The 19,235-nt window shown below is 69.1% G+C and carries 21 protein-coding genes and 2 pseudogenes; 17 read left to right on the top strand and 6 right to left on the bottom strand.

What is annotated here, in order from left to right; translation table 11 throughout:
• Positions 1 to 324 (top strand): hypothetical protein (locus tag VGR06_RS39620; RefSeq protein ID WP_327564382.1); only part of this gene is annotated, 324 nt, incomplete at its 5' end.
• A gap of 41 nt (positions 325 to 365) precedes the next feature.
• Positions 366 to 1,286 carry an aminoglycoside phosphotransferase family protein gene (locus tag VGR06_RS39615; protein WP_327564381.1) on the top strand — a complete coding sequence of 307 codons (921 nt, stop codon included), beginning with the start codon at positions 366 to 368 and terminating at the stop codon, positions 1,284 to 1,286.
• A 399-nt stretch (positions 1,287 to 1,685) separates the two neighbouring features.
• Here VGR06_RS39615 and VGR06_RS39610 read toward each other — a convergent pair whose 3' ends face one another.
• Positions 1,686 to 3,053, bottom strand: a complete 1,368-nt coding sequence (locus VGR06_RS39610; protein ID WP_327564380.1) for a hypothetical protein — start codon at positions 3,051 to 3,053, stop codon at positions 1,686 to 1,688.
• Between the two features lie 78 nt (positions 3,054 to 3,131).
• On the bottom strand, positions 3,132 to 3,803 hold the full coding sequence (locus tag VGR06_RS39605) for a helix-turn-helix domain-containing protein (protein WP_327564379.1): 672 nt from the start codon (positions 3,801 to 3,803) through the stop codon (positions 3,132 to 3,134).
• Between the two features lie 69 nt (positions 3,804 to 3,872).
• Between VGR06_RS39605 and VGR06_RS39600 the strand changes: the two genes are divergently transcribed.
• On the top strand, positions 3,873 to 4,370 hold the full coding sequence (locus VGR06_RS39600) for a VOC family protein (protein WP_327564378.1): 498 nt from the start codon (positions 3,873 to 3,875) through the stop codon (positions 4,368 to 4,370).
• Between the two features lie 246 nt (positions 4,371 to 4,616).
• A complete protein-coding gene (locus tag VGR06_RS39595; protein WP_327564377.1) occupies positions 4,617 to 5,009 on the top strand; it encodes an MAPEG family protein in 393 nt (130 codons plus the stop codon).
• A gap of 107 nt (positions 5,010 to 5,116) precedes the next feature.
• Here VGR06_RS39595 and VGR06_RS39590 read toward each other — a convergent pair whose 3' ends face one another.
• The 3 genes from VGR06_RS39590 to VGR06_RS39580 form a co-directional block, all read right to left on the bottom strand.
• Positions 5,117 to 5,905, bottom strand: a complete 789-nt coding sequence (locus VGR06_RS39590) for an alpha/beta hydrolase (protein WP_327564376.1) — start codon at positions 5,903 to 5,905, stop codon at positions 5,117 to 5,119.
• A 109-nt stretch (positions 5,906 to 6,014) separates the two neighbouring features.
• Entirely contained in the window at positions 6,015 to 6,386 is a 372-nt protein-coding gene (locus VGR06_RS39585; RefSeq protein ID WP_327564375.1) for a hypothetical protein, read from the bottom strand.
• Between the two features lie 105 nt (positions 6,387 to 6,491).
• Positions 6,492 to 7,457 (bottom strand): GlxA family transcriptional regulator, encoded by a 966-nt coding sequence (locus VGR06_RS39580; RefSeq protein WP_327564374.1) that lies wholly within the window; start codon positions 7,455 to 7,457, stop codon positions 6,492 to 6,494.
• A gap of 86 nt (positions 7,458 to 7,543) precedes the next feature.
• Here VGR06_RS39580 and VGR06_RS39575 point away from each other — a divergent pair, with 86 nt between their 5' ends.
• From VGR06_RS39575 to VGR06_RS39515, 13 genes and pseudogenes are all read left to right on the top strand, one after another.
• Positions 7,544 to 7,708 carry a hypothetical protein gene (locus VGR06_RS39575; protein WP_327564373.1) on the top strand — a complete coding sequence of 55 codons (165 nt, stop codon included), beginning with the start codon at positions 7,544 to 7,546 and terminating at the stop codon, positions 7,706 to 7,708.
• Positions 7,709 to 7,718: 10 nt separating this feature from the next.
• Positions 7,719 to 8,129 (top strand): nuclear transport factor 2 family protein, encoded by a 411-nt coding sequence (locus VGR06_RS39570; protein WP_327564372.1) that lies wholly within the window; start codon positions 7,719 to 7,721, stop codon positions 8,127 to 8,129.
• Positions 8,130 to 8,213: 84 nt separating this feature from the next.
• Positions 8,214 to 9,080, top strand: coding sequence for an SDR family oxidoreductase (locus tag VGR06_RS39565; RefSeq protein ID WP_327564371.1), 867 nt, complete (start codon positions 8,214 to 8,216; stop codon positions 9,078 to 9,080).
• Positions 9,077 to 10,627, top strand: coding sequence for a succinic semialdehyde dehydrogenase (locus VGR06_RS39560; protein WP_327564370.1), 1,551 nt, complete (start codon positions 9,077 to 9,079; stop codon positions 10,625 to 10,627). Before VGR06_RS39565 ends, VGR06_RS39560 begins: the two co-directional genes overlap by 4 nt.
• 325 nt (positions 10,628 to 10,952) lie before the next feature.
• A pseudogene (locus VGR06_RS39555) lies at positions 10,953 to 11,396 on the top strand (beta-ketoacyl synthase N-terminal-like domain-containing protein); the annotation flags it as partial.
• Positions 11,397 to 11,455: 59 nt separating this feature from the next.
• The gene (locus VGR06_RS39550) at positions 11,456 to 12,163 is read left to right on the top strand and encodes a MaoC/PaaZ C-terminal domain-containing protein (RefSeq protein WP_327564368.1); all 708 of its coding nucleotides are present in this window, start codon (positions 11,456 to 11,458) and stop codon (positions 12,161 to 12,163) included.
• Positions 12,150 to 13,028, top strand: a complete 879-nt coding sequence (locus tag VGR06_RS39545) for an SDR family oxidoreductase (RefSeq protein ID WP_327564367.1) — start codon at positions 12,150 to 12,152, stop codon at positions 13,026 to 13,028. Before VGR06_RS39550 ends, VGR06_RS39545 begins: the two co-directional genes overlap by 14 nt.
• Positions 13,025 to 14,173 carry an acyl-CoA dehydrogenase family protein gene (locus tag VGR06_RS39540; RefSeq protein ID WP_327564366.1) on the top strand — a complete coding sequence of 383 codons (1,149 nt, stop codon included), beginning with the start codon at positions 13,025 to 13,027 and terminating at the stop codon, positions 14,171 to 14,173. The genes VGR06_RS39545 and VGR06_RS39540 overlap by 4 nt, the downstream gene beginning before the upstream one ends.
• Before the next feature lie 159 nt (positions 14,174 to 14,332).
• Entirely contained in the window at positions 14,333 to 15,136 is an 804-nt protein-coding gene (locus VGR06_RS39535) for a hypothetical protein (protein ID WP_327564365.1), read from the top strand.
• Positions 15,133 to 15,498, top strand: a complete 366-nt coding sequence (locus tag VGR06_RS39530; protein ID WP_327564364.1) for a nuclear transport factor 2 family protein — start codon at positions 15,133 to 15,135, stop codon at positions 15,496 to 15,498. The genes VGR06_RS39535 and VGR06_RS39530 overlap by 4 nt, the downstream gene beginning before the upstream one ends.
• A gap of 170 nt (positions 15,499 to 15,668) precedes the next feature.
• Positions 15,669 to 17,315, top strand: a complete 1,647-nt coding sequence (locus VGR06_RS39525; RefSeq protein WP_327564363.1) for a M14 family metallopeptidase — start codon at positions 15,669 to 15,671, stop codon at positions 17,313 to 17,315.
• A gap of 104 nt (positions 17,316 to 17,419) precedes the next feature.
• Positions 17,420 to 18,223, top strand: a pseudogene (locus VGR06_RS39520) (S1 family peptidase); the annotation flags it as partial.
• Positions 18,224 to 18,277: 54 nt separating this feature from the next.
• Entirely contained in the window at positions 18,278 to 18,592 is a 315-nt protein-coding gene (locus tag VGR06_RS39515) for a proprotein convertase P-domain-containing protein (RefSeq protein ID WP_327564383.1), read from the top strand.
• Positions 18,593 to 18,669: 77 nt separating this feature from the next.
• On the opposite strand, the gene VGR06_RS39510 is transcribed toward VGR06_RS39515, so the two are convergent.
• Complete coding sequence (locus VGR06_RS39510) at positions 18,670 to 18,924, bottom strand: hypothetical protein (RefSeq protein ID WP_327564362.1); 255 nt, start codon at positions 18,922 to 18,924, stop codon at positions 18,670 to 18,672.
• Between the last annotated feature and the right edge of the window lie 311 nt (positions 18,925 to 19,235).

The raw sequence follows: 19,235 nt of genomic DNA, 5'->3' as shown, positions 1-19,235 counted from the left end.
GGGCAGTTCCTGGTCCTGCCGCATTCGGTGGTGGACGACGGCCTGCTCGACGTTTGTGTGATCGGCGGCGAGCACTCACCGGCGGAGATGTTGTCGCTTGCCCGGACCGGGGAGCATGTGACCAGGTCAGGCGTGATCTATGCCCGGGGGCGCCGGGTCACCGTCGAGCGCACCGATGGTAAGCCGCTGTGGTTCGAACACGACGGCGAGGTGCTCCGCGAGGTGAGTGACTCGTTCACGCTGGAGGTGGTGCCGCGGGCGGTGCCGATGTTGGTGGGGGCGGCGGTGGATTTGGGCCGGGCCTTTTCAGGACAGGGTCGGTAATCCAGTTGCCCGTGCTCACGCGGTCATCCTTGGATGGGCCGGTGCTGAGTGTGGAGGTCGCCCAGGCGGTCCTGCGTCCGGCCTTCCCGTCGGTTGTCGTCGACCGGGTTCTGCCGCGCACCGGGGGCGAGAACAGCGCCGTCTACGAGGCGCACACCCGCGAGCCCGCCGCGCGGATGATCATCAAGCTCTACTCCGAGGAACTGCACTGGAAGCTGCGCAAGGAGGTCTACGTCTACGACCTGCTCGGCGAGGGCCTGCCGCTGCCGCGCGTGCTGCACGTCGACGAGTCCCGCCGCATCGTGGATCACAGCGCCATCGTGCTCAGCTTGCTGGCTGGTGCACCTCTGTCCGCCGTGGGCGATCAGCTCGGCGAGGGCGACGTCTCGCGTATCTACCGGCGGCTCGGCGAGGTGCTGGCGAGCATCCATCGCATCGCGCAGCCCGGGTTCGGTTACATCGGCACCGAGCTACTTGACCCGTTGCCTACCAACGCCGAGTACATGGCGGCCAGGTTCGCTCACAAGCTCGCCGAGTTCGCCGAGTTCGGTGGTGATCCGGCGATCCACGACGCCGTCTCGCGGTATGTCGCGGCGAATGCCGGGATGTTCGCCGGCTGTCGGGGTGCGGTGCTGTGCCACAACGACTTCCATGAGGGCAACGTTCTCGTCGACCGCGGGGAGAGCGGGTGGGAGGTCACGGGCATCGTCGACATGGAGAACGCGGTCGCGGCGGACCCGGTGCTGGATCTGGCGAAGACCGAGTATTACTCCATTCGTGGCAACCAGACCAAGCTGGAGGGACTCCGGGATGGGTACGGCGCGCTGCCGGCGGGGTATCCGGCAGCGGTTGGGGTGTACCGGGTCTACCACGCGTTGGAGCTGTGGGACTGGTTCGCGAGCATCGGGAAGCGGGAGTACCTGGCCGGGCTGGCGGATGACCTGTCCGCATTCACGGCATAGATCGCTTTAAAATCGTTCAACTTTTGGCGGTATGGGGTGGGCGGGTACGGCCCTAGCATCGGCGGAGCCGGGGCGGGCGCACTTCCGCTGCCTTGGGTGGGTCCGCCCGGGCGCCCTCAACCCTGTAGGGTCTCACCACCGATGACATGTTGATCTTTTGCAACCTGTGGTTTCTGCCGGTCGTCTCTTGGGCGTAACCAAGATCAGTCTCAAACCCGTGGCATTCTCAGGCCGCCACGTCCGGGTGCATGACAACGACGTCGCCGTGTACTGCCGGGTGCCGGCACGACGTTTAGCCACGGTTACCACGTCGAACTCGGACGGCGACCGATCCCAGTGCTCAAACGTTGTCCGCCGATCCAGAACTCACAGGTCGCCACGCTCGACGCCGCCGCGCGGTCAACGCCGGCTGCTGCGGCTAGTTGTCTCCAAGGCGCTCATCACGTCCTCGGGCACGACCGGCGCCAGCCCACCGCCGCCGAGGATGTTGACGATCGGGTTGGTGGCGGCGCGCACCACGCTTCCGCTTGGGGCGGTGTCGAGGAGGCCGGTGTAGGTGGAGATATCGCGGTAGAGGACGCCGCTGCGCTCCGCTAGTCCGGAATCGACGATGCGGGTGGCGGGGGCGCGGGTGGTGAAGATTCGCTCCTGGGCGATGAAGCCGCCGCCTTCGTGGTCGGCGGCGGCGGCGCGGACCCGGCGCTGCCACTCCTTCGGGGCGAGTTCGGTGCCGAGCGAGACCGACTTGCCCCCGTAGTCCCAGCTTCGTTTGACCACGAAATCCTCGCGCTCCGCGATGAGCCGGGGCACCAGTGTGACGTCGAGGCGGCGGGTCCAGGGCAGCGCCCCGGCTGCGGCGCGTTCGCGGTCGTCCAGGCCGGCGCGGTCGGCGAGCTGTTCGTCCTCGGCGCACTCGGAAAGCCGGGCGAAAAGCGCTTTCGCTTCGAGGAGTCCATTGACCGGGTTCGCCAGATTGAATGTCTCCGGTGCGCGCAGGGCCCGGGCGAACGGTGCGTCGGTGGGTGTCCGGTGGGCCCAGATGTGGCGGTAGAGGAGGTCGAAGTTTTCCGGTTCGCAGGTGGTCGGCAGGAGAGTCTTGGCCTGGTGGCCCCTGTGGCGGAAGTGCTGGGCGAGGCGGCGCTGTTCGTTGATCTGGGCGTCGCCGGGGCGGGCGACGAGCGCGATGCTGGGGTGCTCTTTCTTACCCCCGCGCATGCGGTAGAAGTGCACCAGGGTCTCGCGGAGTGCCTCCATGTGGCTGCCGCAGCGGTCGGCGAGGGTGTTGGCGGTCCAGGGTGGTAGGCCGCGCCTCGCGGCGGCGGCGCGGATCCAGCTGTGCGTCGCGAGGTCGGCGTAGGCCTGCATTGCCGGGATGGTGGTGTTGAGCTCGAGCGCCTTCGGCTCGCCACCGGCCTCGGGCACCAGGAAGTCGACCCGCGCCACGATCGCCGGGCATGGTGCGCCAGCGAAGAGCTTCTCCATCGCCTCCCGCTCCAGCCCCTGGAACGGTCCGACGAGCGCCTCGCGGTCGCGCGGGTCGCCGGCGCGCACCAGATGTCCGGCCAGCTTCACCGCCCCCGAGAGGATCGCCTTCGCCTGTGCCGCGAGCGACTCGAGCGTGGCGCGCGGGAGGACCTGCGGCTCGCAGACCAGCGGGATCGGGACGACCGAGCCGTCGGGCTTGCGGACCGTCATGCCGTGCGACCAGGCGTCCGGCGCGGCGGCGCGACCAATGGCGCGCAGGTCGTCGGCGGAGAAGGCGCTCATCGTCGTGGATCGTGCCGTCGACGCCGGTTCCGGAAGTTCGTCGTTCCGGTAGGGCGTACGTGATGTGGTCATGGGTGATCAGTCCTCGGGTGGTGGGCCGGTGACCGCGGACGCGGCGGCGATGAGCCGGTTCCAGGTCGTGCGCAGCCAGCTGCGGTACTGGTCGGGCTCCCGGCGAAGCGTCTCGCGGATCAGCAGGTAGGTCTGGGCGTGGGCCAGCACGCCCGCGGTGTCGCAGAGCCAGTCGAGGTCAACCGTCACCGGGATGAGCCGGTCGGTGTGCAGCTTGGTGAAGAAGGCGCGTTGCGAGTCGCGGGTAGCCGCGCGCCCGGCTCGGGCGGCTTCGGCGATGACCGGCTCGACCGCCTCGGCTTGCTGGGCGACCGCGAAGAGGTCTCCGGCGCGGGCCATCAGGGCCGCCACACCATCCGCGAGTCGATCAAGGCGCTCGGCCGCGGTGGGCGCGTTGAGCGCCTGCTGGTACCAGTCGCGGCTGTGCAGGTCGATGAGCTGGGAGTCGCCGACGATGGCGACGTCGACGACCCGCTTGAGCAGGTCGGCCTTGGTGCCGAAGCGGACGTAGACGGTGCGGTGCCCGACTCGAGCGGCTTCGGCGACCGCCGTGAGCGTGGTCGCCGCATAGCCGTCGCGCACGAACAGCTCGCGGGCCGCGGCGACGATTCGCTCCTCGGTCTCGGCGACACGGGCGGCACGCAGGTCGGTCGATGAGGGATTGACGGACTCGCTCATGGAATGCAGTATAACTGCAACAGTGCAGTCCAACTGCATTGATCTCGCTTCGTCTGCCCGGAGGACATCATGGCCACCGACGCCCCTCTGCTCGACGGCGTTCACCACCTCAAACTGCCGGTCAGCGATCTCGACCGCGCCCGCGCTTGGTACGAGTCGCGCCTGGGCTACCGGGTCATCACCGAGTTCGTCGAGAACGGCGCGGTCACAGGCCTGGTCATGACCCATCCCAACGGTGGCCCGATGTTCGCGCTGCGGCTCGACCCGCAGCGCGCCAAGGCTGCCGCCGGGTTCGACTACTTCTCCATCGGTGTCCCGACCAAGGAAGCGCTCGACGCACTGGCTGAGCGGCTGACCGGCCTTGGCGAGACCCACGCGGGGGTGCATTTCGCGACGATCGGCTGGATCCTGCCCGCGACGCATGACCCGGACGGCCACGAGGTCCGCTTCTACACCTCCCAGCACCACACCGACACCGACGATGGCGAGATCCAGCGGGTCGACGACGCCCGCGCCACCGCCGCCCGCCGCGAGCAGTCCCACCTCGCCGGGCGCAGATCCGACTAGGCGAGCGTGCCGATCATGGCGAGGCACCGGAGAACCGCCGCCAGGCCGTGCGTGGGGGTGGGCCGTGGCCACCGCCGACGAGGTGCGGTACCTGGACGCCCACAGGTTCCCGAAACCGACACGTTGCTCGACATGGCCGTCGCGGGCAGGCGGCGCACGCCACCCGACTTCCTGCCGCCCGACGACGGGCTGCAGCGGTGAACGCGCGCGAACATGCCTTGCCCCACAACGACAACGGAGACCGACATGACCCTCGCACTCGCCTGCGCCGCCATCCTCGCGGCACTGGTCTTCATCCTGGGCGCGAACGTCACCCGGCTGCGGGCGGCGGGCGCCAAACGCGGCGGGCCCTTCGCCCCGAGTGACCCGGCCGACCCCCTGTACAAGGCGATCCGGGCGCACGGCAACGCCGTCGAGTACATCCCGACCCTGCTCGTCCTGTTCCTCCTCGACGCAGCCCGGGCACCATCGTGGACTCTCGTTTTCGTTGTGTGCGCGACCCTTGCGCGGCTGGCACACGCCGTCGGGATGCTGTCTACGCCGACCCTGGCCAAATCCACCCCGCTGCGGGTGGCCGGCGCCTCCGGCACCTACCTGTTCGGGTTCGCGCTCGCCGTGACGCTGGTGACGACATTGTGACCTCGGCGTTGCGGCTGTTTCTGGCCGGGCAACTCGCCTCCGTCACCTGCTCGTGGGCCTCTGTGGACCGAGTGTGGCGAATGCGTCCTTTGTCACGCCCAGGGTGATCAAGGACGCTTTCGTCGCATCACCGTCGCCGCGTGGTCGCGGAGGAGGGTGGCCGTGCGTTCCGGCTCTTCCCACCAGAAGAGATGGCCGGTGCCCTCGAAGAGTTCCAGGTGGGCGTCGGGGATGACCGACGCGATCTGCTTGCCGTTGGCGGCGGCGAGCATTTCGTCCTCGGTGCCGTGGATGACGAGAGTGGGGGCGGTGATGGTGGCCAGGCGGTTCAGGGCGTCGTGGCCGAGCACGGCTTGGAACTGCATCATCACCACGGGGACGGGGACCTGGACGGAAAGGGCTTCACGGCGGAAGACGTCGTAGTTCGCCGGGTCGGCGGCGTGCCGGGCGGAGACGTTGACCTCATACATGGCGCGGACGGCTCGTTCCTCGTCGCCGGAGGAGGAGGCTTCGAGCGCGCGCTGGGCGCCGGTGGCACTGAGGTCGCCGCCGAGGCCGGGGTAGGTGCAGCCGAGAGTCAGGGTGCGCAGGCGGTCTGGGTGCCGGAGGGCGAACTCCTGGGCAACCATGCCGCCGAGGGAGATGCCGAACACGTGGGCGCGAGCCCAGCCGACGGTGTCCAGCACCTGGGCGGCGTCGTCGGCGAGGTCGGCGATGGTGAACGGGGCGTCGGCGCGGGCGCTGGTACCGATTCCGCGGTGGTCGAAGGCGACGACGTCGAAGTCGCGTTCGAGCAGGGTGAGGAAGGGCTCGCCCCACATCCGGTGGTGGCCGGCCATGCCCATGATCAGGAGCAGCGGCTCGCCCTCGCCGCGGCGGGTGCGGTAAAGATGCATGGAGGCAGCTTAGCGAGCGCTTGCTCAGTGTTGAATCCAATGTGAGGGCTCGGGCCCCGTGCCACCGCCGCTGTCGCCGGTGAGCCCTCACAAGTTACCAAGCGAGCGCTCAGCGGACCTCGTCGGGGATGGGGCCGAAGAAGCCGATGATGCTGCGCAGGCGGCCGTCGGCGGCGAACTTGGCGTAGGCGACGCCGCCGAAGGTGGGGCGGCCGGTCGGGTCGATGATGGCCCATTCGAAGCGGGACCGTTCCCGGTGGTTGAAAATGGCACTGGTGCGGCCGTAGATGCGGTCCGGGAATTTTCGGTGGACCCGGTCGATGTTGGCGCTGATCTGCGCGTGGCCGCAGGCTTCGGCGCCGCGGTCGACGTAGAAACCGTCCTCGGTCCACACTTTCTCTATCATGGCGAGGCGGCGGTTCGGGTCGGGTTCGTTCCAGGTGGCGACGTATTCGTCGATCTGGGTCTGCCGGTCAGTCATGGTGCGAGGCTCCTCTTTTCCCTCGGCACCGATATCAGTCCATTGGGAAGAGTCGCACATATTCGCCGAATAGGCGACCAATCTTGACCGGCGTTCGAGCCGGGCTCAGCCGGCCCGCGCGGGCGACTGGGCGAACGTGCGGCGGTAGTCCTTCGGCGCCACCCCGACCACCCGGTGGAAGTGGTGGCGCAGCAGCGCGGCCGAGCCGAACCCGGACCGCTCGGCGACCTCGTCGATGCCGAGCGTGGTCTCCTCGAGCAGCTGGCGGGCGAGCAGCACCCGCTGCATCGACAGCCACCGGTGCGGCGTGGTGCCGGTCTCGGCCACGAACCGGCGGGCGAACGTCCGCTCGGACAGCTTCGCGCGCCGGGCCAGCGCGCTGACCGTGTGTTCCACCGCGATGTTGTCCAGCATCCAGGTCAGCACCGGGGAGAGGCTGTCGCCGGTGCACTCCGGAATGGGCAGCTCCACGTACTGCCGCTGGCCGCCCTCGCGCTGCGGCGGCACGACCATGCGCCGGGCGATCGCGGCGGCCGGGGCGGCGCCCTGCTCGCGGCGCACCAGGTGCAGGCAGGCGTCGATGCCGGCGGCGGTGCCGGCGCTGGTGATCACGTCGCCGTCGTCGACGAACAGCACGTCCGGGTCGAGCAGCGCCTCGGGGAACCGCGCGGCGAACTCCTCGGCGTGGCGCCAGTGCGTGGTGCACCGCCGGCCGTCCAGCACCCCGGCGGCGCCGAGGATGAACGCGCCGCTGCACACCGACAGCAGCGTGCTGCCGCGTGCGGCGGCCGCCCGCAACGCCTCCAGCACGGCCGGCGGGTACTCGTCCCGGATGTACGCGGCGGGCACCGCGACCAGGTCCGCACCCGCCAGCGCGTCCAACCCCAGCTCGGGAATGAACTGGGCGCCGACGCTGGTTCGCAACGGTAGGCCCGGTCGTTCGCCGCAGACCCGGAACTCGACCGGGGGCACGCCGTCCTCACGACGGTCGATGCCGAACACCTCGCAGAGCGTGCCGAACTCGAACGGGGCGACCCCCTCGATGAGGACGGCGGCAACGGTCTTGAGCATGCCCCCAGCGTATCTGGCAGGATTTTTTCGCACAAGGTCAGATCTGCCACTGGTGGCAGGAACTAGCTGGGCGCAAAATTAACGCCATGGACGCCATCATCATCTCCCTCTTCATCATCGCCCTCCTCGCCTACGGGCTGGAGCGCAACCGCAGGCACCAGGCCCAACCCCGTTCCCGGCTCGCCGGTAGCTCCGACATCATCGACCGGGACAGCGAGCGGATCATCGGCGAGCTGCGCACCAGGTCCTGATAATGACCGCATGATCGATGCCCTCGTGCTCACTCGCATGCTGCACGCCGTCGACGCCCGGGACTTCGCCACCGCCCGGGCGTCGTTCGCGGACGAGGTCCACGCCGACTACACCTCACTCTGGGGCGGCGAGGCGGCGACCGTGTCCGGCGATGTCCTCATCGCCGGCTTCCGCGGGATCATCCCCGGCTTCGACGCCACCCAGCACCTCACCGGCCCGGTCATCACCGTGGACGGCCGGCTGGAGACCCATGTCGCCGCGCACCACTGGCTGGACGGCGAGGTGTGGGTGGTCCACGGCCACTACGTCGCCACGGTGGCCGGTGGGAAGATCACCGGGCTGACCCTTGTGCTGCACCAGCAGACGGGCAACCTGGACCTGCCCGCGCGCGCCCGCGCCCGGGCCGCCGAGGCGGCGTAGCCGGGCGGTTGCGCCTCCTCGCCGGCGCTGCGATGCTGGGAAACATTCCAACCGGACTGTATGTCACCAGCGAGGAGAGCCGAGATGGCACGGCAGCCGCGGTCGTTGGCCGGCAAGGTGGTTGTGATCACGGGAGGTGGCCGGGGCATCGGGGCGGCGACCGCGTCGGCGCTGGCCCGGCTGGGCGCCCGGGTCGCGATCGGCGACCTCGACCTGGACGTCGCGAAGAAGACCGCCGAGAATCTCGACGACGCCGTGGCACTGCCCCTGGACGTGACCGACCGGGCGGGTTTCACCGCGTTCCTGGACGAGGTGGAGAAGCAGCTCGGCCCCATCGACGTGCTGATCAACAACGCCGGAATCATGCCGATCGGGCTGCTCGAGGAGGAGTCCGACACGGCCACCCGGCACCAGCTGGAGATCAACCTGCACGCCGTGATCCACGGCACCCGGGAGGCCGTGCGCCGGATGCGGCCCCGCCGGGACGGGCACATCGTGAACATCGCCTCGGTCGCGGGCAAGGCCGGTTTCCCTGGTATAGCAACCTATTGCGCCACCAAGCACGCGGTCGTCGGGCTGTCCGAGGCGGTCCGGACGGAGCTGCGCGGGTCCGGCGTCGAGCTGTCCGTGGTGATGCCGTCCATCGTCCGCACCGAGCTGACCGCCGGCGTCGAGGACGCCCGGTTCGTCAAGTCGATCACCCCGGAGGACGTGGCCGGAGCGATCGTGGCGGCGTTGCGCCGGCCGCGGTTCGAGGTGTTCGTGCCGCGCTCGCTCGGGGCGATCAACCGGTTCACCCGGCTCCTGCCGCGGGCCGCCGGCGAGGGGATCGCGCGCCTGCTCAAGGGCGACCAGGTCATGGTGAAGGCCGCGCATTCGGCCGCCCGCAAGGACTACGAGGCTCGCGCCGCGGCCAGCGCGCCCGGTGCCGACCGGGAGACCGGCGCATGAGGCCGGCCACCCTCACCCCCGAGCTGCTCGACACGCTGGGCGGGCGTGTCATTTCGTCCACTTCGGACATGGTGCGCCCGGTGCACGTCTACACCGGAGCCGACCTGGCCACCCTGCCGGCGTCCACTCCGGATGACGTGCTGACCGCGGTCGGCCAGGCCCGGACTGCGCAGAAGTCCTGGGCGGCAACGGATTTCACCGAACGCGCGGTGATCTTCGAACGGTTCTGGTCGCTGCTGCTGGAGCACCGCGAGCCCATGGCCGACCTGCTCCAGGCCGAGACCGGCAAGGCCCGGCGGGACGCGTTCGAGGAGATCGCCGAGCCGGCCCTGGTGACCAGCTACTACCTGCGCACCGCGGCCAGGGTGTTGCGTCCCCGGCGCAGGGCCGGCGCGATGCCGTTCGCCGTCGCCGCTACGGAGCTCCGGCGGCCCAGGGGTGTCGTCGGCGTGATCTCGCCGTGGAACTATCCCCTGGCCCTCTCCATGGCCGACTCGCTGCCCGCGCTGCTGGCCGGCAACGCCGTGGTGCTCAAGCCGGACAGCCAAACCGGCCTGAGCCCGCTGTTCGCGGCGGAGCTCCTGCGCCGCGCCGGCCTTCCCGAGGGCGTGCTCCAGGTCGTGCTCGGCGACGGCCCGGTGATCGGACCAGCCATTGTGGACAGTGTCGATTTCGTGGCGTTCACCGGCTCCACCCGGACCGGCACCGAGGTGGCCCGGCGGGCGGCGGACCGGCTGATCGGCTGCTCGCTGGAGCTCGGCGGCAAGAACCCGATGATCGTCCTCGACGACGTGCACCTGGCCAGGGCCGTGGACACCGCCGTGCGCGGCTGCTTCGCCAACGCCGGGCAGCTCTGCCTGTCCATGGAACGGATCTACGCGCACGAGTCGGTGTTCGACGCGTTCACCGAGCGGTTCGTCACGGCGACGGAGAAGCTGCGGCTGGGCGCGACCTACGACTACTCCGCCGACGTCGGCTCCCTGGTTTCCGTGCGGCAGCTCAAAACCGTCACCGAGCACGTCGACGACGCCCGCGCCAAGGGTGCCCGCGTCCTCGCCGGCGGCCGCCCGCGCCCGGACCTCGGCCCGTTCTTCTACGAGCCGACCGTCCTCGCCCAAGTCACCCCTGACATGATCTGCCACGCCAGCGAGACGTTCGGCCCGGTGGTCGCGCTCTATCCGTTCCGCACCGACGACGAGGCGGTGGCCCTGGCCAACCAGACCGAGTACGGCCTGAACGCCAGCGTCCTCGGCCGCGACGTGGCGCGGGCGTCCAGGCTGGCCGCCGGGATCCGGGCCGGAACGGTCAACGTCAACGACGCGGTGGTCTCGGCCTACGGCAGCACGGACGCTCCCATGGGCGGCATCGGCGCGTCCGGGTTGGGCCGGCGCCACGGAGCCGAAGGCATCCTCAAGTACACCGAGGCCCAAACCGTTGCGGTAAAAAGGATTCCGGTGCTGAGCCCGCCGCGCTGGCTGCCCTACCCGGCGTTCACCCGGGTCATGGTCGGCCTGCTGCGACTTCTGCACAAGCTCCGGGTGCGCTGACCGCGGGTTCCATGACGTTGCGCGGCACCGGTTGACGGATTGGCAAGGCCGCTTCGCGGCCCTGGTGTGGGGCTGCTGGGGTCGGGGTGGCACGTGTGGGCGATGACGAGGTCATGATCGCTGTTGGGTGTGGCTCTGCTGGAGGGAGTTACCGGTCGTTGGCCGGCTGGCGGCGGCTCGGCACCACTACGATGTGACTGTTGGTGCTGTTGTGAAGAGCCTGATGTCCTGAAGGGACCCTTCCTGTCATGGAACGTCCTGAAGGCGTCCTTCATGACGCTGGTCCGATCTAGAAAACATACAATCATGTTGGTATGTTCTGGACATGGCTGAGCGGGCGTATGTCGTCGGCGTCGGGATGACCCGGTTCGAGAAGCCGGGCGCGCGTGACTGGGACTACCCGGACATGGCGCGGGAGTCGGGCACGCGGGCGCTCGAGGACGCCGGCATCCGCTACGACCAGGTCGAGCAGGCGTACGTGGGCTACGTGTACGGCGAGTCCACTTCGGGCCAGCGCGCGGTGTACGAGCTGGGGCTGACCGGCATCCCGGTGGTCAACGTGAACAACAACTGCTCCACCGGATCGACCGCGCTCTTCCTGGCCGCGCAGGCGGTCCGCGGTGGTACTGCGGACTGCGTGCTGGCCCTGGGGTTCGAGAAGATGCAGAAGGGCTCGCTCTCGGCCAGCGACGACGATCGTGAGCAGCCGATGATGCGGCACCTGCTGGCCCTGGCCGAGCTGCACGAGTTCGCCATGCCGGCGGCGCCTACGCCGAGGCCACCAACGACCCGATCGAGGCGCACCGCGCGGGTTCGGTGGCGCCACCGGTGTTCGCGATCGTCCCGGTCTTCAACGCTTTGCTGCCCGCGGTGCTGTCGGTGGTTCCGGTGGAGCTGGCCATGAAGGTGCTCCACGGCGAGCAGGACTTCCGCTTCCACCGCCCGATCCGGCCCGGCGACACGCTCGTCTCCCGCGCCCGCCCGGTCGGCTACGCGGGCCGGGAGAACGGCACCGGCCTGGTCGTGCACACGGAGAGCCGCACGCCGGACGGTGAGCTGGTCAACGAGCAGTGGATGACATCGTTCTTCCGCCGGTTCGACGCCGGCGAGACGGTCGGCGAGCCCGCCCCCGACCACCGGTTCGACGAGTCGCTGCGCGCCTCCGCGCCGGTCGCCAAGGTTCCGGCGCACGTCGACGAGGACCAGACGTTCCGCTACTCCCCCGCCGCCGGCGACCCGATGCCGATCCACCTGGACGAGGAGATCGCGCGGATGTCCGGCCTTCCCGGCATCATCGCCCACGGCCTGTGCATGATGGCGTTCACGTCCTGGGCGGTGCTCACCGAGATCGCCGGCGGCGAGACGGCACGGCTGCGGCGCCTGGCCGTCCGGTTCGCCAAACCCGTGCTGCCCGGCCAGGATCTCTCCACGAGCATCTGGGCCGCCGGCGAAGGCCGGTATGCGTACGAGACAACGGTCGGGGACACGATAGTGATCAAGGACGGGCTCGCGGAGGTCGGCAATGGGCGCGCTTGACGGGCGGGTGGCGATCATCACCGGGGCCGGCCGGGGAATCGGGCGGGAGCACGCCCTGCTGTTCGCCGCCGAGGGCGCGAGCGTGGTGGTGAACGATCTCGGCGGCGCCAACGACGGCTCGGGCGCGGACCGCAGCCCGGCCCAGCAGGTCGTGGACGACATCGTTGCCGCGGGCGGTAAAGCGGTGATCAACACCGCCGACGTGGCCGACTGGCGGGGCGCGGCCGGGCTGGTCGAGCAGGCGGCGGACGAGTTCGGCGGGCTGGACGTGCTGGTCAACAACGCCGGCATCCTGCGCGACGGGTTCATCGCCGGGCTCGAGGAGTCCCAGTGGGACGCCGTGATCACGGTGCACCTCAAAGGACACTTCGCCCCGCTGCGGCACGCGGCCGCCTACTGGAAGCGGCAAAGCAAGGCGGGACAACGGGTCCACGGCTCGGTGATCAACACGGCGTCCGCGTCCGGCACGTTCCTGCCCAACCCCGGTCAGGCCAACTACGGCGCGGCGAAGGCGGCGATCGCGGCGCTGACCCTGGTCGCCGCCCAGGAGCTGGAGCGCTACGGCGTGCGGGTCAACGCGATCGCGCCGGTCGCCCGGACCCGGCTGACCCTGGCCACCCCGGGCCTCGGCGCGATGTTCGCCGCACCCGTCGAGGAGGATGGGTTCGACGCGTTCAGCCCGGCCAACATCGCGCCGCTGGTGGCGTACCTGGCCACCGAACGCTGCCCGGTCACCGGGAAGCTGTTCGCCGTGCAGGGCGGGGCGATCAGCGAGCTGTCCGGCTGGCATTCCGTGCGCACCACGGAAACCGACAAACCGTGGACCCTCACCGAGGTCGAGCAGCGGCTGGGGAGCTGGCAATGATCGAGTGGTCGGAGACGGACCGGCTGATCCGGGACGCCGTCAGGGAGTTCGTGGACCGCGAGATCCGCCCGCACGTCGACGAGCTCGAGCACGGCGACCTCCCGCCGTACGACCTGATCCGCACGTTCTTCAAGACGTTCGGCATCGACGCGCTGGCCCGCGAGTCGTTCGACCCCGAACGCGAGCGCGGCGGCGGTTCGGACAGCGGACGCGAAGCGCTCTCACTGATCGCAGTGTCCGAGCTCTCCCGGGTGTGCCTCGGCCTGGTCACCGCCATGGGCGTGAGCGTCGGCCTGGCCGGCGGCACGATCATGAGCCGCGGCACGCCCGAGCAACGCACCCGCTGGGCCAAGGATCTGCTCACCTTCGACAAGATCGGCGCCTGGGCGATCACCGAGCCCGACTCCGGCTCCGACGCGTTCGGCGGCATGAGGTCGGTCGCCCGCCGCGACGGCGACGGCTTCGTCCTCAACGGGCAGAAGACGTTCATCACCAACGGCCCCTACGCCGACACCCTCGTGGTCTACGCCAAACTCGACGGCGAGGTGGCCACGTTCGTACTCGACTCGGGGATGCCCGGCCTCACCCGATCCGCCCCGCTGCGCAAAATGGGCCTCCACTCCTCCCCCACCGGCCAGCTCTTCTTCGACGACATCCGCCTCTCGCCGGACCGCCTACTCCCCGGCGGCGGCCGCGACAGCGCCCGCGCCAACTTCACCACCGAACGCTTCGGCGTCGCCGCCATGGCCCTCGGCGTCATCGAGGAATGCCTCCGCCTCTGCGTCGACTACGCCAAAACCCGAACCCTCTGGGGCCAACCGATCGGCGACTTCCAACTCATCCAGCTCAAGCTCGCCACCATGGAGGTCGCCCGCCTCAACGTGCAGAACCTCGTCTTCCGCACTGTGGAACTGCTCCGCGAAGGCCGCACCCCCACCCTCGCCGAAGCCTCCGCCATCAAGCTCTACGCCTCCCAAGCCGCCACCGAGGTCGCGATGGAAGCCGTCCAACTGTTCGGCGGCAACGGCTACATGGCCGAATACCGGGTAGAACAACTGGCCCGCGACGCCAAGTCCCTGATGATCTACGCCGGCAGCAACGAGATCCAGGTCACCCACATCGCCAAGGACCTTCTGAGCCGGTAAGCGCCGCACCACATTTGCCGCATCTCGAAACCCCGGCGGGCGTTAGTGAAACAAAGGGGCGTGCGGGGACATCTAACTGATCGGATGCCCAGCGATCTACCGAGAGGCGCGACCGTGGTGCGACGCAGGCGACGATTTGCCGGGGGAACGACGTCCTTCGTGGCTGGTGGGGTGGCCGGCACGTTGGCCGGGGTGGCCGCGAAGCTGCTGTGGGACGGCGTCGTCGACAAGCTGGCCGACTCCAGCATTCTGGTGAGCCTGCTGCTGATCATCGCGGTGATCGCGATGACGGTGGTGGTGCTCAACGCCTCGGGGAAGGTGGACCGGCTGATCGAGCGGGCCAGCTTCTCCATCGACTACTACCCGGCCGACGACGCCGACGAGTTGTACCGGCGCAGCCGCGAGGTCATCGCCCGATCGGATGCGGACGTCGACATCTACGCGGTCAACTCCTATATCGAGGTGTTCAAGGAATCGAACACCGGGTCGGACGAGCGCCAGCAGCGCAACTACCTCGAGTCGTTCGCGCGAAGGTTCGACTCGGTCGGGTACCACCGCCTGATCCAGGTCAAGAACGGCCAGCTCAAAGGCGGTGGGCCGGCGCTGGCGGACCTGCTGGCGCCGGCGTACCGCGACCACTACCTCGCCATGGCCAGGTTCGCCAAGGCCAACCCCGAGAAGGGTGTCAAGATCGAGGAGGTGCCGGCGAAGCTGCCCACCTCCTTCGTCGTGGTGAAGAACCGGCACGGCAGCGGCGGTCAGATCATCTGGCAGATGAACAAGCACGACCCGAACGCCAACGCGCCGGACGTCGAGCAGATCATGGGTGTGTTCATCATCATCGACCCCGACGGGCTGCTCGTGCCGCGGTTCATGCAGTGGTTCTCCGAGCTCGACCGCAACTCGCGTGAGCTCACCGAACAACTGCTCCTGGAACAGCAACCCGGCTCGGACCAGCCATGACCTCCGCCCCGTCCGCCCACGACGCCCTCGTCAGCCGGCTGCTGACGGCGATCGACGACCGCGACTGGCCGCTGCTCGCGGACCTGGTCACCGCGGACATCCGCTACGACCGGCCCGGCTACCCGACCATCACCGGCGTGCACGAGCTCCTGTACTTCTACCACCACACCCGGATCATCGCCGACGGCAAGCACCAGCTCGAGCGCGTGCTCACCGGCGATGAGCAAGGATTCTGCTGGGGCACGTTCGAGGGAGTTTCGAAATCGGGGCTCCCGCTGAACGAAACGTTCGCCGACTGGTACGAGTTCACCGGCAACCGGGTCAGCCGCCGCCGCTCGTTCTTCTTCCGCCCGGCCATCTGACCCGGCAAAAGTGTGAAGTGGTAATGCGATTCCACCTGTTCGCCGGATTGCCGCGAACCCATCGGCAGGTAAACATCAGTTAACTCGAGGTCGGGGCAGCCCTCGGGGACAACCGCATACCCGATCCTCCCGCGCCGGGGTGACCGCCGGCGCTCCCTGCAGGAGGTTGTGTGAGCCGTAAACGGTTTGGCACGGTGGTGGGGGCGATCGCCGCCGTGGCCGTCGTGATGTCGATGGGTGGCAACGCGTCCGGTGACCGGGCGGAGACCGCCGGGGCGCGGGCCAGCGCCGAGTACAGCGTGCTGGGCGTCACCACGCTCACCCAGCGCAACGCCATCGCCGGCACCGGGGCCGCGATCAACGGGCCGGAGGACAGCCGGCTGGTGATCAGCGCCACTCCGGACGAGGTGCGCAAGATCCAGGCCCTGGGCTTCAAGGTGATCAAGGAGGAGCCGCTTCCGAGCACCCAGGACGTCACGCCGCAGGACTTCCCGCCGGCGGACTCGGCCTACCACAACAACGCCGAGATGACCGCGGAGATCAACCAGGTGGTCGCCGCGCACCCCGACCTGATCAACCAGCGGGTCATCGGCCAGTCGTTCCAGGGCCGCGACATCGTCGCGCTGAAGATCTCCGACAACGTCGGCGTCGACGAGAACGAGCCCGAGGTGCTGTTCACCCACCACCAGCACGCGCGCGAGCACCTCACCATCGAGATGGCGCTCTACCTGATCCACCTGTTCACCGAGAGCACCGAGCAGCGCGTGCGGGATCTGGTGAACAGCCGGGAGATCTGGATCGTGCCGGATCTCAACCCGGACGGCGGCGAGTTCGACATCAGCACCGGCTCCTACGCGGGGTGGCGCAAGAACCGCCAGCCGAACAGCGGATCGTCCAATGTGGGCACCGACCTCAACCGCAACTGGAACTACAACTGGGGCTGCTGCGGCGGATCGTCCGGCAGCACCGGAAGTGAGACCTACCGCGGCGCCGGCGCGGAGTCCTCGCCGGAGGTCCAGGTGGTGGCGAACTTCGTGCGCACCCGGGTGGTCGGCGGCAAGCAGCAGATCGTCACGAACATCGACTTCCACACGTTCAGCGAGCTGGTGCTCTGGCCGTACGGGTTCACCACCAACGACACCGCGCCCGGCATGACGACCGAGGAAGCCAACACGTTCGCCACGCTGGGCCGGCGGATGGCCTCGCTCAACGGCTACACCCCGGAGCAGTCCTCCGACCTGTACATCACCGACGGCACGATCGACGACTGGCTGTGGGGCAACCAAAGGATCTGGTCGTACACGTTCGAGATGTTCCCGGCCAGCGGCGGCCTGTCCGGCTTCTACCCGCCGGACGAGCAGATCGTTCCGCAGACCACCCGGAACAAGGACGCGGTGCTGACGTTCCTGGAGTTCTCCGACTGCCCGAAGCGGATCATCGGCGCCTCCTGCGACGGCACCCCGCCGCCACCCGGCCGCACCTTCGAGAACACCACCGACGTCCCGATCCCGGACAACAACACCGCGGTGAGCAGCCCGATCACCGTCTCCGGCGCGACCGGCAACGCGTCGGCGACCAGCGCGGTCGAGGTGCACATCGTGCACACCTTCCGCGGTGACCTCGTGGTCGACCTGGTGGCGCCGGACGGCACCGTCTACAACCTGCTGAACCGGCAGGGCGGCAGCGCCGACAACGTGGACCAGACCTTCACCGTCAACCTCGGAAGCGAGGTCGCCAACGGAACCTGGAACCTGCGCGCGCGCGACGCCGCACGCCTGGACACCGGGTTCATCAACTCCTGGAAGATCACCCTCTAGCCATCCGCTAAACCCGGTGCTCCCGACCGACCTCCCGCGGGTCGGGAGCACCGCCCCGGCTTTCCCTGGTATCCCTGCATTTCCACCGGAAGGACCGATCTCCTTTGTTCACACGTAGGTTCCTCACGCGCGCGGCCGTGCTCGCGGCCGGTGTCGCCACCGTCCTCGGCACGGTCACCACCGCGGCCGCCGCCGACCCCGCACCCGACGACGTACAACCCGACGTCATCGGAGGAACCCGGGCGGCGCAGGGCGAGTTCCCGTTCATGGTCCGGCTGTCCATGGGCTGCGGCGGCGCGCTCTACACCCGGCAGATCGTGCTCACCGCGGCGCACTGCGTCAACGGCAGCGGCAGCAACACGTCGATCACGGCCACCGCCGGTGTGGTGGATCTCCAGGACACCACCCGGATCCAGGTCCGCTCGACCCAGGTGCTGCAGGCCCCCGGCTACAACGGCAACGGCCGGGACTGGGCGCTGATCAAGCTGCAGTCCCCGATCACCGACAGCCGGGTGACCACGCTGCCGATCGCCACCACGACCGCGTTCAACAGCGGCACGTTCACCGTCGCCGGCTGGGGCGCGGCCACCGAAGGTGGTGCGCAGCAACGATTCCTGCTCAAGGCCAATGTGGACTTCATCAGCGACACCCAGTGCCGCTCGGCCGGCGGCAGCTACAGCGGGCTGATCGTGAACGAGGAGATCTGCGCCGGGAACTTCAACAACGGCGGCGTCGACACCTGCCAGGGCGACTCCGGCGGCCCGATGTTCCGCCGGGACAACGCGGGCAACTTCATCCAGGTCGGCATCACCAGCTGGGGCATCGGCTGCGCCCGCCCGCGCAACCCCGGCGTCTACACCGAGGTCAGCACGTTCGCGCAGAACATCGCCGACGCGGCCGCCAGCCTCGGCGGCGGTGGCACCCCGCCGCGGCCCGGTGTCTCCTTCGAGAACACCACCGACGTGCAGATCCCCGATCTGTCCACGGTGAACAGCCCGATCACGGTCTCCGGCGTCACGGGCAACGCGCTGGCCACCAGCACGGCCGAGGTGCACATCGTGCACACCTTCCGCGGTGACCTGGTCGTCTCCCTGGTCGCCCCGGACGGCACGGTGTTCACGCTGCTCAACCGCTCGGGCAGCAGCGCCGACAACGTCGACCAGACCTTCACGGTGAACCTGTCCGGCGAGGTGGCCAACGGCACGTGGAACCTGCGGGTCCAGGACGCCGCGGCGCAGGACACCGGGTTCATCAACTCCTGGCGCCTCACGCTCTGACCGGGGGCCAATTGCCCTGAAGGACGCCTTCCGGACGCCCACAGTCCCGAAGGCGTCCTTCAGGGCACGGCTGGTGGTCATGCTCGCCGGTTGCGCCGCCGGCGGGCGATCAACAACCGGCTCGCCGCTCCGGCCGTGGTCGCGCCTCCCAGCACGGCCGGCCCGGTCAGACCGGTGAGAAGATAGGCTGCGACGAGGGTGCCAAGTGTCAAGGCAGTGGACACGGCAAGGATGAGGATGAGCACCGCTGCACGCCGGGTGCGCCCGCCGTCATCGACTACGTGCCGGGCCAGATCGATGTATCGCCCGGTTGAATCCGGTGTCGTCGGCATCGCTCCTCCACCCCTCTTCATCTGTGGCGCTACTGGGAGCGTGCTTGCCAAGAAGAATGTCCCAACTACGTTGCGTGACGCGCAATCGCCGGAACGCGGCGAGTCGCCACAGCTGACATGCCAGCAATGGCGACTCGCGTAGCACGGCTAGTTCTCCGCGGAACTAGCCGTTCCCCGGCTAGAGACCCTTGGTCTCTGAGTCTTTGTCAGTTGTCCTGAGTTTCAGGCGGCGGCAGGTAGCCGTGCTTGGGCGAGTCGGTGATCGATGTGACGGTCGATGGTGTGCAGCGCGGCGCGGAGTTCGGGTGGGG

Origin of the sequence: Actinophytocola sp. (genome assembly GCF_036002505.1) — a bacterium.
Lineage (GTDB): Bacteria > Actinomycetota > Actinomycetes > Mycobacteriales > Pseudonocardiaceae > DASYTH01.
This window is presented reverse-complemented; position numbering and strand designations above follow the sequence as displayed.